General features: G+C 56.7%; 14 protein-coding genes and 1 other RNA gene. 8 read left to right on the top strand and 7 right to left on the bottom strand.

Annotation, left to right across the window (positions count from 1 at the left end):
• Positions 1 to 133 precede the first annotated feature (133 nt).
• Positions 134 to 790, top strand: a complete 657-nt coding sequence (locus tag ELY25_RS01950; protein ID WP_126949819.1) for an SOS response-associated peptidase — start codon at positions 134 to 136, stop codon at positions 788 to 790.
• A gap of 119 nt (positions 791 to 909) precedes the next feature.
• Here the strand turns inward: ELY25_RS01950 and ssrA are convergent.
• Both ssrA and smpB read right to left on the bottom strand, forming a co-directional pair.
• Positions 910 to 1,287, bottom strand: a transfer-messenger RNA (tmRNA) gene (gene ssrA, locus ELY25_RS01945).
• A 46-nt stretch (positions 1,288 to 1,333) separates the two neighbouring features.
• Positions 1,334 to 1,825 carry an SsrA-binding protein SmpB gene (smpB, locus tag ELY25_RS01940; protein ID WP_106374870.1) on the bottom strand — a complete coding sequence of 164 codons (492 nt, stop codon included), beginning with the start codon at positions 1,823 to 1,825 and terminating at the stop codon, positions 1,334 to 1,336.
• 126 nt (positions 1,826 to 1,951) lie between these two features.
• Here smpB and ELY25_RS01935 point away from each other — a divergent pair, with 126 nt between their 5' ends.
• Positions 1,952 to 2,386 (top strand): type II toxin-antitoxin system RatA family toxin, encoded by a 435-nt coding sequence (locus ELY25_RS01935; RefSeq protein WP_126949629.1) that lies wholly within the window; start codon positions 1,952 to 1,954, stop codon positions 2,384 to 2,386.
• Complete coding sequence (locus ELY25_RS01930) at positions 2,376 to 2,687, top strand: RnfH family protein (protein ID WP_126949628.1); 312 nt, start codon at positions 2,376 to 2,378, stop codon at positions 2,685 to 2,687. The genes ELY25_RS01935 and ELY25_RS01930 overlap by 11 nt, the downstream gene beginning before the upstream one ends.
• A gap of 5 nt (positions 2,688 to 2,692) precedes the next feature.
• On the opposite strand, the gene ELY25_RS01925 is transcribed toward ELY25_RS01930, so the two are convergent.
• On the bottom strand, positions 2,693 to 3,163 hold the full coding sequence (locus tag ELY25_RS01925; RefSeq protein WP_221885452.1) for an outer membrane protein assembly factor BamE: 471 nt from the start codon (positions 3,161 to 3,163) through the stop codon (positions 2,693 to 2,695).
• 72 nt (positions 3,164 to 3,235) lie between these two features.
• Between ELY25_RS01925 and fur the strand changes: the two genes are divergently transcribed.
• Positions 3,236 to 3,688 (top strand): ferric iron uptake transcriptional regulator, encoded by a 453-nt coding sequence (gene fur, locus ELY25_RS01920; RefSeq protein WP_126949626.1) that lies wholly within the window; start codon positions 3,236 to 3,238, stop codon positions 3,686 to 3,688.
• Positions 3,689 to 3,805: 117 nt separating this feature from the next.
• Here the strand turns inward: fur and recN are convergent, their stop codons facing one another.
• Positions 3,806 to 5,479, bottom strand: coding sequence for a DNA repair protein RecN (gene recN / locus ELY25_RS01915; protein ID WP_126949625.1), 1,674 nt, complete (start codon positions 5,477 to 5,479; stop codon positions 3,806 to 3,808).
• Positions 5,480 to 5,707: 228 nt separating this feature from the next.
• On the opposite strand from recN, the gene grpE reads away from it, so the two are divergent.
• The 4 genes from grpE to ELY25_RS01895 all read left to right on the top strand — a co-directional run bounded on the left by grpE (position 5,708) and on the right by ELY25_RS01895 (position 10,661).
• Positions 5,708 to 6,337 (top strand): nucleotide exchange factor GrpE, encoded by a 630-nt coding sequence (gene grpE / locus ELY25_RS01910; protein ID WP_126949624.1) that lies wholly within the window; start codon positions 5,708 to 5,710, stop codon positions 6,335 to 6,337.
• Between the two features lie 128 nt (positions 6,338 to 6,465).
• Entirely contained in the window at positions 6,466 to 8,397 is a 1,932-nt protein-coding gene (gene dnaK, locus ELY25_RS01905; protein WP_126949623.1) for a molecular chaperone DnaK, read from the top strand.
• A 125-nt stretch (positions 8,398 to 8,522) separates the two neighbouring features.
• Complete coding sequence (gene dnaJ / locus ELY25_RS01900) at positions 8,523 to 9,677, top strand: molecular chaperone DnaJ (RefSeq protein WP_126949622.1); 1,155 nt, start codon at positions 8,523 to 8,525, stop codon at positions 9,675 to 9,677.
• An 84-nt stretch (positions 9,678 to 9,761) separates the two neighbouring features.
• The gene (locus ELY25_RS01895) at positions 9,762 to 10,661 is read left to right on the top strand and encodes a DMT family transporter (RefSeq protein ID WP_126949621.1); all 900 of its coding nucleotides are present in this window, start codon (positions 9,762 to 9,764) and stop codon (positions 10,659 to 10,661) included.
• On the opposite strand, the gene ELY25_RS01890 is transcribed toward ELY25_RS01895, so the two are convergent.
• From ELY25_RS01890 to ELY25_RS01880, 3 genes are read right to left on the bottom strand one after another with little or no spacing between them, the layout of a single operon-like run.
• Positions 10,639 to 11,388, bottom strand: coding sequence for an ABC transporter ATP-binding protein (locus ELY25_RS01890; RefSeq protein WP_126949620.1), 750 nt, complete (start codon positions 11,386 to 11,388; stop codon positions 10,639 to 10,641). The two genes, ELY25_RS01895 and ELY25_RS01890, sit on opposite strands and share 23 nt — an antisense overlap.
• Positions 11,382 to 12,452, bottom strand: a complete 1,071-nt coding sequence (locus ELY25_RS01885; protein ID WP_126949619.1) for a FecCD family ABC transporter permease — start codon at positions 12,450 to 12,452, stop codon at positions 11,382 to 11,384. The genes ELY25_RS01890 and ELY25_RS01885 overlap by 7 nt, the downstream gene beginning before the upstream one ends.
• A complete protein-coding gene (locus ELY25_RS01880) occupies positions 12,442 to 13,569 on the bottom strand; it encodes an ABC transporter substrate-binding protein (protein WP_126949618.1) in 1,128 nt (375 codons plus the stop codon). The genes ELY25_RS01885 and ELY25_RS01880 overlap by 11 nt, the downstream gene beginning before the upstream one ends.
• Positions 13,570 to 13,777 lie beyond the last annotated feature (208 nt).

The following is a 13,777-nucleotide window of genomic DNA, read 5'->3' as shown; positions in this document are numbered from 1 at the left end:
CCTGACTCGCATTAAGGTGTCAGGGGCTATTAAAGCGCCCCTCAAGCGTGGCACGTAGCAGGATTGTGGAGCATAGATGATGTGTATCGTCGACTGAAGGTGCTCTACTGAAATCTTGAGCTATGCTTCGCTTATGTGTGGACGATTCGCGTTATTCAGCCCGTTAAAACGTTTGGCCAACAGGGTCGGCGCTTCAACGCCTGAGAATATGCTAAAGCCGCGCTACAACGTTGCACCGGGCACTTGGATCGCTGCTATTCACCAGCCTTCAGAAGAAGCGCCCCCCATTGTTGAAGAGATGTGGTGGGGGTATCGTCCGAAGTGGGCGAAAGGATCGGGTAATCAACCGATCAATGCCCGGGTAGAGACGGTAGCCACCAACGCCTATTTTAGATCAGCTTTCGCAAAGCATCGGTGTTTGATACCAGCAGACGGCTGGTATGAGTGGATTAAGAACTCAAAGCCCAAGCAGCCTCATTTCATTTGTCGAAAGGATCGAGAACCGCTGTTTTTTGCGGGCATTTTCTCTGAGCGTGATGATGGCAGTTTAAGCTGCGCTATTGTCACGGAGCCCGGACGGGGCAGTGCTGCTGAGGTGCATGACCGAATGCCTTTGATTCTTGATGACGATAGCCTTGAACACTGGTTGGCACCTGACATCACGGATCGCGAGACAATCAAGCAAATGGTACAGCATATCGATGCGGACTTGATTGAGCACTGGCCAGTGAGTACCGCCGTCAACAAGCCAGCGGAAGGACAGGGGGATGAGTTGATCAACCCAGCCTGATTGAGGATATCGAGGAGAAAAAACTGACTCAAAAGCTGATATAGCTATACCTGAATCAGCCCTTTACAAACGATAGGCACAAAAAAAGCACCTAAAGGTGCTTGATTTGTAGGGGTATCTGGTGGAGGCGGCGGGAATTGAACCCGCGTCCGCCAGCACGCGCCTATTGGCTCTACATGCTTAGATTTCGTCATTTGCTTTAACGCCACTGACTCCGACGATCAGGATTCAGCAACGCGAGCCTTCTAAAGTTTAACGCTTGGCGAGAAGACACCACCAAACGCGGTCCTATCAGCTTTAGCTCGTATCCCCTCAATGATGAATAGGCACATCACCTTGGGGCCAGACAAGAAGCTAACAGTTTAAGCTGCTAGCGCGCCTTGAGCGTAGTTTTCGTCATTTGCGACTATTTTTCGTGATGTGGGATTTACGAGATACATCACGCTCTCGGCATGCACCGCAAGGGTTGTCACCGGCGTCGAAACCATGTCGCCCCCTTAACTACAGGTGAGCATTCTAACGTGCTCAGAACTAATTGACCAGTTATGCCTTGTTATGTTCCCGCATAATCCGACCTTTTTGACGGCTCCAGTCGCGATCCTTCTCCGTGGCGCGTTTGTCGTGCAGCTGTTTACCGGTCACTAGCGCCAGCTCGCACTTCACTTTATTGCGCTTCCAGTAAAGTTTGAGCGGCACGCAGGTGTGGCCCTTGTCCTGGGTGATCGAGAAAATCTTGGCGATCTCTTTACGGTGCAGCAGCAACTTGCGTGTGCGGGTCGGGTCGGCGATCTCGTGGGTGCTGGCCGTATTGAGCGGCATGATGTGGCTGCCGAGCAGAAAGGCCTCGCCGTTTCGCACCAGAATGTAGGTGTCGGTGAGCTGAGCTTTACCCGCGCGCAGGCTTTTGACTTCCCAGCCGGCAAGCGCCAAGCCTGCCTCGAAGACCTCGTTGATATGGTATTCGAATTTTGCCTTCTTGTTCTGGGCAATAACGCTGCTGCTAGGGCCCTTGCTGTTACCTTTCTTAGTGGCCATGGAACCTCATCTATAATCTGTCGGTGGCACCCCCTTCGTTATATGGGGAGGCGTGATACCATTCAAGGTCTGAAAAAATGTTTCCCATGATACGCTTTGGGCACTGTGAAGTCAGCGGAGAGGTCAATGCCAACCGTCAATCGTTCCGCCTTGGTGCGGCACACCCCCCAGCAAATGTTCGATCTGGTCAACGATTTCGAACACTACCCCGAGTTCTTACCGGGCTGTCGTCGGGCACGCCTGCTTGAGCGTGATACAACCCACCTGATCGGAGAAATGACCCTGGGTCGTGCGGGGGTGGAACAAACCATCACGACACGCAATGAGCTGTTTGCCCCGGAGCGAATCGAACTCTCGCTGGTAAAAGGGCCATTCAAACGCTTGAAAGGGCGCTGGCTATTTACGCCTATGGGCGAGAATGCCTGCAAGGTGAGCCTGGAAATGGAGTTTGAATTTGCCAATCGCCTGCTTAGCATGGCGTTTGGAAAATTGTTCCAGCAGATCGCCGGGCAGTTAGTAGATGCCTTTACCAAGCGCGCTGACGAGCTGTATGGCCGTTGACAGCCTCGCAGTAGAGGTAGCCTTTGCCTTGCCGCATAAACAGCGCCTGGTGGCCCTGGACGTGCCTGCTGGCACCACGGCCCGTCAGGCGGTAACGCTTGCCAATCTGCCTGAGTTATTTCCTGAGCTGCCTGAAGAGACGTTCAGTAAAGCGCCGCTGGGCATTTTCGGCAAAGCGCTACGCCACCCCGATACGCAAGTGCTGCGTACCGGAGATCGCGTGGAAGTGTATCGCCCGCTGGAAATTGACCCCAAGGCCGCTCGCCTGGAACGCGCCAAACGTCAGGCAAGCGGTCAATAGCCCTGTTACTCGGCGCGAATCACCGGTTGCGGGGCTGGGGCTGTTTCCGGCGTCTGGGTGCGCACGCTCTCGGTAGGCAGTGCATCCAGCGGATCGGCGCCTTCCAGGGCGGGGCCCAGGCCGTGATCAGTGCTTACCGGGATGTCGCGCGAGAAATTCCCCTGCTGCTGCACGTTGCTTAGCCGTCCCATGGGATCAAAGGTCAACGTTACGCGCCGCTGCTCGACGCCGCCATAGGCTTCGTCCAGACGGTACACGTAATCCCATTGGTTGGAGTCAAACGGTGCTTCCATCAGCGGGCGGCCCATCACATAAGTGACCTGCTCCTGGCTCATGCCCGGTTGAAGCTGGTTAACCATTGCTTCGGTTACCAGGTTGCCTTGGGGAATGTCACGTTTATAAACACCGACGTAACTACAGCCACTTACAACGGTAAGGGCAACGGAAAGTGTGATGATGCGAGTCAATTTTTGCATTTGAGCCTGTTCTTCACTATCGTGGTTTCGGTCGATCATACCCGACCTAACCTGTTACTGCGAAGAGCAACCATGGCCGATCAGAACCATGAACTGCGCAAAGCCGGGCTGAAAGTGACCCTGCCGCGCGTCAAGATCCTGCAGATTCTCGAAAATGCATCGGGTCAACACCACCTTAGCGCGGAAGAAGTGTATAAGACACTGATTGATGCGGGCGAGGATGTTGGCTTGGCAACCGTCTACCGTGTACTTACTCAGTTTGAGTCCGCGGGACTTGTGATTCGTCACAATTTTGACGGTGGTCATGCAGTCTTTGAGATGACCCAAGAAGACCATCACGACCATATGGTGTGTCTGGATAGCGGTGAAATTATCGAGTTTCTTGATGATATCATCGAGCGGCGTCAGCAAGAGATCGCCGAAGAGCACGGCTACGAGCTTGTCGATCACGCCCTGGTACTTTATGTGCGCCCCCGTGGGTCGGACGTAACGCGCCAGATCAACGTGTCGGTCAATAAGAAATAAGCGTCAGCTTTAACCGCTTTTTTTAGCCGCTGCCTAAAACCCCCATGCCGCCCCTGTTATCAACAGGAAGCGGCATGGGGGTATTTTGCGTGGCAGTAATTAATTACGCGGTAGGTGTCAGTGGGGCGGGCGCTGGCTGGCGTGGAGCATTTCCCGGGCATGCGCCAGTGTCTGGTCGGAAAGCTTCACCCCACCCAGCATACGGGCAAGCTCGCTTATGCGGCCACGCTCGTCCAGTAACGCCATGTGGGTAAGCGTAGTGTCGCGCTTGGCGCGTTTTTCGATATGCAGATGCTGGTGAGCCTGTGCCGCCACCTGGGGGAGGTGCGTCACGGTCATTACCTGGCCTTTTTCACCCAGCTTGCGCAGCAGTTGACCGACAATTTCCGCCGTGGCGCCTGAGATACCCACATCCACTTCATCAAATACAAGGCTTGGAATAGTGGAGTGCGAGGCCGCCACTACCTGAATGGCAAGGCTGATGCGCGAAAGCTCGCCGCCTGATGCCACCTTGGCAAGCGGGCGCGCGGGCTGGCCCGGGTTGGCGCTGATCAGAAACTGCACGTGATCCAGGCCTTCGGGGGCCGGTGTTTCCCGTGGGGAGACCGCCACTTCAAAATGGGCCTTGCCCATGGCCAGAAACGCCAGCTGCTGCTGTACTTCCTTACCTAAACGGATAGCCGCTTTCTGGCGGGCATCGCTGATCTGCTTGGCATCACGGCGGTAGCGTTCGCGATACTCGGCTACCTGGTTGCTTAACGACTCAAGATCATCGCCGCTGGCTTCCAACTGAGCAACTTCGCGCTGCAGGGATTCGTGCAATGCATAAATCTCTTCCGGTGCAACATGATGCTTGCGTGCTACGCGGTGCACATCCGTCAGACGCTCTTCTACCCATGCCAGGCGCTCAGGGTCCAGCTCTGTGGTGCTGGCAAATCGGTGCAGCTCGCTGGCGGCTTCATCAACCTGAATGCGCGCATCACTTAGCATGGCCAGCGTATTGGCAAGCATTCCCTTGTCACTGCCTGGCAGGGCACTTAAATGGGCGTAGGCTTGATTGAGCAGCGACAGCGCGCCGCCTTCATCTGTTGAGCAGCAGTCAGCGGCAAGCTGCGTTTCGCGAAGCGTCTCTTCGGCGTGGGCCAGCGTGTGCTGCTCTTCTTCCAGCGTCTGTAATTCGCCTTCACCAAGGGCTAACTGATCCAGCTCTTCCACTTGATAGCGCAACAGCTGGCGCTTGGCTTCAACCTCGCTACCCTCCTCGGTGAGCTTTTTAAGCCGGCGGCGAGTGTTGCGCCATTCGCGAAACGTATCGGCCAGCTGGTTGCGCGCTTCCTGCAGGCCCGCATAGTCATCCAGCAAGGCCAGGTGCATCTCTTCGCGCATCAGCGCCTGATGGGCGTGCTGGCCGTGAATCTGAATCAGCTGCTCTCCCAACGATTTCAGGTCACTGATAGTGGCCGGATGGCCGTTGATCCACGCTTTCGAGCGCCCGCTTGCTGTCACCACACGGCGCAGCAGGCACTCATCAAACGGCAGCTCGCGGGCCTTTAACCACTCGGTGGCGGCGGGCAGGTGCTGAATATCAAATCGGGCGGAAAGATCGGTGCGCTCGCAGTTATGACGAACACTCCCCGCATCGGCGCGCTCCCCCAGGCAGAGGCCTAGAGCGCCGAGCAAGATGGATTTACCGGCGCCTGTTTCCCCGGTGATGGCGGTCATGCCCTGGGTCAGGTCAAGCTCAAGGCGGTCGACAATGGCGTAATCTTGAATCGCTAGCTGAGTAAGCATGATGCCTCCTGAGGCGGTGCGACACAGAAGCTGGATACTTATCCAATAATTGGTGTTTTATACAGTAGTCGATAACTCACTTCAATGCCCCTCTTGAGATGGCTTTTTATGGCCCCCATATAGCGTGCATACGTATTTATCGCCCGTGTTTGGTGGGTACTTAATTTATAAATATTTGTTGATAACGCCGGGCATACAAGGCCCGTCTTCACATTTCAGGAGCATGGCATGGCTAAAGAACCGCAAACGCCGCTGGATAACGAACTGTCCCGTCAGGAGCAGGAAGCCGAATTTACCGATCAAGATGCTGAACAGCGTCTGGTCGATGGCGAGCTGGAAGGGCTGATCAACGATGAAGTGCCGCTTGAAGGCAGTATCGCCGACCCGGAAGCGGATATCCTGGCCGCAAAGGTGGAAGAGCTGGAACAGAGCCTTTCTGAAGCCAAGGACCAGGCGCTACGTGCCGCTGCCGAAGCACAGAATGTTCGCCGCCGTGCCGAGCAGGAAGCTGACAAGGCACGCAAATTCGCGCTGGAAAAGTTCGTCAAGGATCTACTGCCCGTGGTGGATAGCCTGGAAAAGGCGCTGGAATCCATGCAGGACGGTGCCTCTGACGTACACCGTGAAGGTGTCTCCATGACGCTGAAAATGCAGCTCGACGTGCTGAACCGGTTTGGCGTCGAAAGCATCGAGCCCCAAGGCGAACCCTTTGATCCTCAAGTGCATGAAGCTATGGCCATGGTGCCTAACCCAGAGCTTGAGCCCAATACCGTGATGGATGTCATGCAGAAAGGTTATCTGCTGAATGGTCGTCTGGTTCGCCCGGCAATGGTCGTGGTCAGCCAGAAGGCAAATTAAGCCAATAGTGACATAAAGGGCAAAAAAACCCTTGAAAAGTCACAGGCGGCCCCCAGATAAAGGCCAACCCCGCGGGACATCCCGCAAACGCTTTAAGTATTGAGACAACTGAATTCGAGGTTTTTGCTATGGGACGCATTATTGGTATTGACCTAGGTACCACTAACTCTTGTGTAGCGGTACTAGATGGTGACAGTGCTAAAGTTATCGAAAATGCTGAAGGCGGCCGCACCACACCTTCCATTATCGCTTACACCGACGATGGCGAAACCCTGGTAGGTCAGGCGGCCAAACGTCAGGCGGTTACCAACCCGGAAAACACCCTGTACGCCATCAAGCGTCTGATCGGCCGTCGCTTTAAAGACGACGTCGTTCAAAAAGACATCAAGATGGTGCCTTACAAAATCGCTGAAGCCGATAACGGCGATGCGTGGGTAGAAGTCAAAGGCAAGAAAATGGCACCGCCGCAGGTAAGCGCGGAAGTGCTGAAGAAAATGAAGAAGACCGCCGAAGACTACCTAGGCGAGACCGTCACTGAAGCGGTTATCACCGTTCCGGCCTACTTCAACGACAGCCAGCGCCAGGCTACTAAAGATGCTGGCCGTATCGCTGGTCTGGACGTTAAGCGCATCATCAACGAGCCGACCGCGGCGGCCCTTGCCTACGGCATGGACAAATCGCGCGGCGACAAGACCATCGCGGTTTATGACCTGGGTGGCGGTACCTTCGATATCTCGATCATCGAAGTAGCCGACGTTGAAGGCGAAACCCAGTTTGAAGTACTCGCTACCAACGGCGACACCTTCTTGGGCGGTGAAGATTTCGACCTGGCGCTGATCAACTACCTGGTTGACCAGTTCAAGGCAGACAGCGGTATCAACCTGTCTGGCGACAACCTGGCCATGCAACGTCTGAAAGAAGCGGCCGAGAAAGCCAAGATCGAGCTTTCCAGCGCCCAGCAGACTGACGTCAACCTGCCTTACATCACTGCCGACAACACTGGCCCGAAACACCTTAACGTCAAGGTGACCCGCGCCAAGCTGGAGTCGCTGGTAGAAGATCTGGTTCAGCGCTCGCTTGAGCCCTGCAAGATGGCTCTGAAAGATGCTGGCCTATCTGCGTCTGAAATCGACGAAGTGATCCTGGTCGGTGGCCAGACACGTATGCCGATGGTGCAGAAGAAAGCGGCTGACTTCTTCGGTAAGGAAGCGCGTAAAGACGTCAACCCGGACGAAGCGGTTGCCGTGGGTGCTGCGATTCAGGGTGGCGTACTGGGCGGCGACGTAAAAGACGTACTGCTGCTTGACGTTACCCCGCTGACCCTGGGTATCGAAACCTTGGGTGGCGTGATGACGCCGCTAATTGAGAAGAACACCACCATTCCGACGAAGAAGACCCAAACCTTCTCGACTGCGGATGACAACCAGACAGCCGTGACCATTCACGTAGCCCAAGGTGAGCGTAAACAGGTTGCGCAGAACAAGTCTCTGGGTCGTTTTGATCTCAGCGACATTCCGCCGGCACCGCGCGGTGTTCCGCAGATCGAAGTTGCGTTTGACCTGGATGCCAACGGTATCCTGAACGTGTCCGCCAAGGACAAGGCAACTGGTAAAGAGCAGTCGATTGTCATCAAGGCATCCAGCGGTCTGTCCGATGAAGAAATCGATCAGATGGTGCGCGACGCGGAAGCCCACGCTGACGAAGATAAAAAATTCGAAGCGCTGGTACAGCTGCGTAACCAGGCCGACGGCATGATTCACGCCACTCGCAAGACCGTGCAGGAAGCGGGCGACAAGGCGACCGATGAAGAGAAGCAAAACATCGAGACCGCGATCAGCGAACTGGAAGAAGCCGTCAAAACCGACGATCAGGACAACATTCAGAAGAAACTGGATGCCCTGACCGAAGCGTCCGGCCAGCTGGCGCAGAAGATGTACGCCGAACAGGCGGAAGCGGCTCAGCAGGGTGGTGAAGGCGCTGAAGAAGCCAACACCAAGCAGGACGATGACGTGGTTGACGCCGAGTACGAAGAAGTCAACGACGACAAGAAACAGCAGTAATAACCTCTTTCTGCCAAGGAAGAAGGTAACGCGGGAGACACCTCCCGCGTTGCTGTTTCCGCGGTTGAGACCCTCATCACGTGCATGGTCATCAAGTGCATAGTTAACCAGGAGGCGTAGGACCCATGTCCAAACGCGATTATTACGAAGTCCTGGGTGTCGATAAAGGGGCCGATCAGAAAGAGATCAAAAAGGCCTACCGCCGCCTGGCGCAGAAATTCCACCCTGATCGAAACCCGGACGATAACACCTCAGCGGAAAAATTCCGCGAAGTGTCAGAGGCTTACGAAGTGCTGAGCGACGGCGAGAAACGCGCGGCGTATGACCAGTTTGGTCATGCCGGTGTGGATGGCCAGGGCGGCGGCTTCGGCGGCGGTTTCGGTGGGGGCGGCGCTGGCGACTTTAGCGACATCTTCGGCGATGTGTTTGGCGACATTTTTGGTGGCGGCGGCGGTGGCCGTCGTCGCGGTCCCAACGCACCGGCGCGCGGCTCTGACCTGCGCTACAACCTAGAGCTTGATCTGGAAAGCGCCGTGGCGGGCACCACGGTGGATATCCGTGTACCGCGACATATCAACTGCGACCGCTGCGACGGCGATGGCGCCGAGCCTGGTTCAAGTAAAGAGACCTGCCCGACGTGTCATGGTCATGGTCAAGTGCGCATGCAGCAGGGCTTTTTTGCGGTTCAGCAAACCTGCCCGACCTGTCACGGCAGTGGCCAGCACATCAAGGTGCCGTGCCATAAATGTAACGGCGAAGGCCGCGTGCGTGAAACACGTACGCTTTCCGTGAAGATTCCGCCCGGCGTGGATACCGGTGATCGCATTCGCCTTAACGGCGAAGGTGAAAGCGGCGTAAATGGCGGGCCAGCAGGCGACCTGTACGTACAGGTAGCCATCAAGGCCCACCATATCTTCCAGCGCGACGGCAAGAACCTGCATTGCGACGTGCCGATCAATTTCGTGGATGCAGCCCTTGGCGGCGAACTTGAAGTACCCACGCTCGATGGTCGCGTGAAGCTCAAGATTCCGCCGGAAACCCAAACCGGCAAGCTCTTCCGCCTGCGCGGTAAAGGTGTGAAGCCGGTACGCGGCGGCGCCCCGGGCGATCTGCTCTGCAAGGTCGTAATCGAAACCCCGGTCAACCTGGGCGACGAGCAGCGTGACCTGTTACGTAAATTCCAGGAAAGCCTGGAAGGCAGCAACAGCCACAGCCATTCGCCTAAGAAAACCGGCTTTTTCGACAGCGTGAAAAAGTTCTTTGAAGAGATGAAGCCTTGATCCTGACGTGACTGAAAAATGTCAGGTTTCACAGACCCTCGGCCCAGGCCGGGGGTTTTTGACGTTTAAGGAACATAAAGTGTAATGGATAACATCCAAGAAAGACCCGTCTTAGGCATCTGGCTCAGAATTCTGTCCGGAGTGCTGTTTACCGGCATGCTGGTGTGCATTAAAGCGGTGAGTGATGAGGTGCCGGTGGGGCAGTCGGTGTTTTTCCGCTCGGTGTTTGCGCTGCTGCCGATTGTGGTTTTTCTGATCGTTCGGCATGAATTTCCAGGTGGCTTGGCGACTCGGCGTCCGTTGGGGCATGCATTGCGTTCAGGGCTTGGGGCGGCAGCCATGTTTGCCTCCTTTGCCGCCGTGGCGCTACTGCCGGTAGCTGAGGCAACGCTTTTGGCCCAACTGACGCCGGTGTTTATGGCGGTGGGTGGAGTGTTGCTGCTTGGGGAGAAGTTCTCGTTTTATCGGGCGGGCGCCATTGTACTGGCACTTGCCGGTATGGCGGTGCTGGTGTTTCCAGGGCTTGACCCGCGGGCTGGCGGAGGACAAATGACCGGGTATGCGCTAGGTGCCTTGAGTGCGTTATTAACCGCCGGGGCGCTGCTCACCGTTAGGTGTATCTCAAGAACCGAGACTGCTGCCTCTATCGCCTTTTACTTTATCTTGGTGTCGGCACTCGCGGGGCTGGCAACGCTACCCTGGGGTTGGGCACCGCTTACGCCGACTGAATTCGGGATTCTGGTGTTGTCGGGGCTATTTGGCGGGGCGGCGCATATCGCCATGACGTTTGCGCTACGCTACGCCGAAGCGTCCCGACTGGCACCCTTTGAGTACATTGCGTTGGTATGGCCAGTGCTGGCTGATTGGCTGCTATTTGGTCTGCCGATTTCCAGTGGCTTTATCCTGGCGCTGCCGCTGATGTTAAGCGGGGTGGGGCTTGCCGCCCTTGAAGGGCGGCGATTTAAACGGCCTCTTCAACGATAAGCTGGGGGCGGCCCTTCGAGCAGGGCTCGATACGTGCCGCCACTTTATACACCTGGCGCAGAAGTTCGGGTGTAATCACCTCTTCAGTGGGGCCGCAGGCAATCAAGCGGCCGTTTTCGAGCACCATCGAGGCATCGGTAAAGCGCAGCGCGTGGCCCAGGTCATGAAGCGCCACCAAAATCAGCATACCGCGTTCATCGGCCAGACGGCGCAGCACCGTCAGCAGGCTTATCTGACGGTTAAGGTCCAGCGCCGAGGTGGGCTCATCCAGCATCAGAATCTCGGGCTCCTGCACCAGCGCCTGTGCCGCACTCACCAGCTGGCGCTGCCCGCCGCTCAAATCGCCAATATCGCGCTCGCCAAGCGAGGTGATATTGAGCTCTTCAAGCGCACGATCAACCTGGGCCAGATCCTCTGGCTGCACTTTCAAACTTCGCCCCTGCATGCGCGCCAGCAGCACCGACTCATACACCGTTAGCACCGCTTTCGCACCGGTATCCTGGGGCATGTAGGCCACCGGGCGCTCGGCATGTGTGTTGCTGATGATCACCTCGCCTTCGCCTTTCAGCAGGCCCAGAATGCGCCGAAAAAGCGTCGATTTGCCGGCAGCGTTAGGCCCCAAAAGCGCCACTACCTGACCGCCTTGAAAACTGGGTGTGGTGATGTCTTCCAGAATGGCGCGGCGTCCGTAGCGCGCGGATACGTGAGTGAGCTTGAGCGTTACCATGAGGCCTTCTTGTGGTTGAGCACGAGAAACAGGAAGAAGGGAATGCCCACCAATGACGTGATGATGCCGATGGGAATAATCGTGCCTGGAATGATGATCTTGGAGATTACCGAACCGACGGAAAGAATCAGCGCGCCGCACAGCGCTGAACCGGGCAGGAAGAAACGCTGATCCTCGCCCAGCAGGATGCGCGCGATATGCGGCCCCACTAGGCCGATAAACCCGATGGTACCCACAAAGGCCACTGCTACAGCGGCAAGCAGCGACACCAGAATCAGTACTTCCAGGCGCAGTGCGCGGGGCTTGACGCCCATGCTTTCGGCCTTGGCATCGCCCAGGCGCATGGCGGTCAGGGCCCAGCCGTGGCGGGCGAGTAAAGGCATGACCGCAGCGAGAATACCCAACGCGATCCAGAACTTGGGCCAGGTGGCTTTGGTCAGGCTGCCCATGGTCCAGAACACCACCGCTGAAACGGCCTCCTGGCTTGCGAAAAACTGAATCAGCGCCATCAGCGAGTTGAAGATGAACACCATGGCGATGCCCAGCAGCACGATGGTTTCCACCGTGACGCCGCGTTTGAGGCTTAGCGCGTGGATCAGAAACGCGGTGAACATGGCCATGATAAAGGCGTTGAGGGGCACTACAAACTCGATGGCGGCGGGGATGATCGCCACGCCAAAGGCGAGTCCCAGCGCAGCGCCGAAGCTGGCGCCAGCGGAAATGCCCAGGGTGAACGGGCTTGCCAGCGGGTTGCTTAAGATCGTCTGCATCTGCGCCCCGGCCACTGACAAACTCGCGCCCACCACCAGCGCCATCAGCGCCACCGGCATGCGGATTTCCCAGAGGATTACCCGGGCCTGCTGGCTGACGTTGCCTGGCGTTACCAGCGCAGCGATTACCTCATTAAGGCTATAGCGGGCAGGGCCGAGGGCTAAATCCACACAGAGACTGAAGAGCAGCGCCACGACCAACGCTGCGAGTATCATCTGGCGGCGAAACACTTGGGAACGGTAGAAAGCGCGCCCTTGAGAGGGCGACGCTGTTACAGTCGTTTCAGTCGTCATGAAGCGATATCCAGTAGCCTAGTTCAAAATCAATGGGCAGGAAGCGGTCGTGTAACTCTTGCATGGTGGCTTCAGGATCCAGGTCTTCAAACAGCTCTGGATGTAGCCATTTGGCGAGCTGCTGGATGGCCACAAAGTAGTAGGGGCTGTTGTAGAACTGGTGCCAGATGGCATGGAAGTTGCCATCTTCCACCGCCTGAATGCCAGTCATGGCGGTGCGGGAGGTCAGCGCTTCAAGCTTGGCGTGAGCGGCCTGCATGTCAGCGCCGGGTCCTACGCCTACCCAAGCCCCGCCGGGCACGTAGGCGTCCCAGTTGCCGCCGGTGACCACCACGTGGTCAGGGTTGGCAGCAATGATCTGCTCGGGGTTCAGCGTGCCGAAACTGCCGGGGATGATGCCGTCGGCAATGTTGGTGCCGCCCGCAAGTGTCACGTACTCCCCGAAGTTGCCCGGCCCAAAGCTCATGCAGCACTCATCGGAGTAGCCGCCCGCCCGGTCGATAAACACGCTGGGGCGCTCGGGGTCGGCTTCGGCAATCACGTCGGTTACACGGGCCATCTGCTCTTCGGCGAACGTGATGAACGCCTCGGCGGCCTCTTCATCGCCCATTACCTGACCCATGATACGCATGGAGGGGATGGTATGCGCTATCGGGTCTTCACGAAAATCGACGTAAACAATGGGAATGCCCAGTTGGGCTAGCTTGGCGTCGTAAGCGGCGTCTTCGGTGGCTGCCTTGGCCTCCAGATTCATGAACACCACATCAGGGGTTAGCGACGCTGCCTGTTCAACATCAAAGGTGCCGTCCTTGAAGCCGCCGAACGTGGGCAGGGTTTCAATCTCAGGGAAGCGCTCGGCGTAACGGGCGTAGTTGTCAGGATCAGCCTGGGAGAAATCCTCGCGCCAGCCAACCACATGAGAAAACGGATCTTCCGGCTCCAGCAGGCCAAGCAGATAGATCTGGCGACCTTCGCCTAGAATGACCCGCTCTGCTGGGGCGTCCAGCGTGACATCGCGGCCGGTAACGTCGGTCACGGTAATAGCGTCAGCCGCTGCGCCAGTGCAGCTTACGACAACTGCCGTACCTATCAGCGTTTTGAAAAATGAGGAAATCATAGGGGTATCATCACTTGTGGATCTATCGGGCGATCATTGAAGACCATGCTGAAGCGGTGTCGGCATCTGACTTGTAGAAGCGCTTTTGAATGTAATTCGCATTCGCATGACGAGGCATTATCATGGAAGCCTGTGTGGCTGTCGAGATAGCGTTTTTTCGGGCACAGGGATGGCCGAGTTGAACGACCCGTTGCGCTATCATTTGATT

It is taken from the genome of Vreelandella populi, from assembly GCF_003989825.1.
Taxonomy (GTDB): Bacteria; Pseudomonadota; Gammaproteobacteria; order Pseudomonadales; family Halomonadaceae; genus Vreelandella; species Vreelandella populi.
Note: the sequence above shows the minus strand (reverse complement) of the source record. Positions and strands in the feature narration are given on the sequence as shown.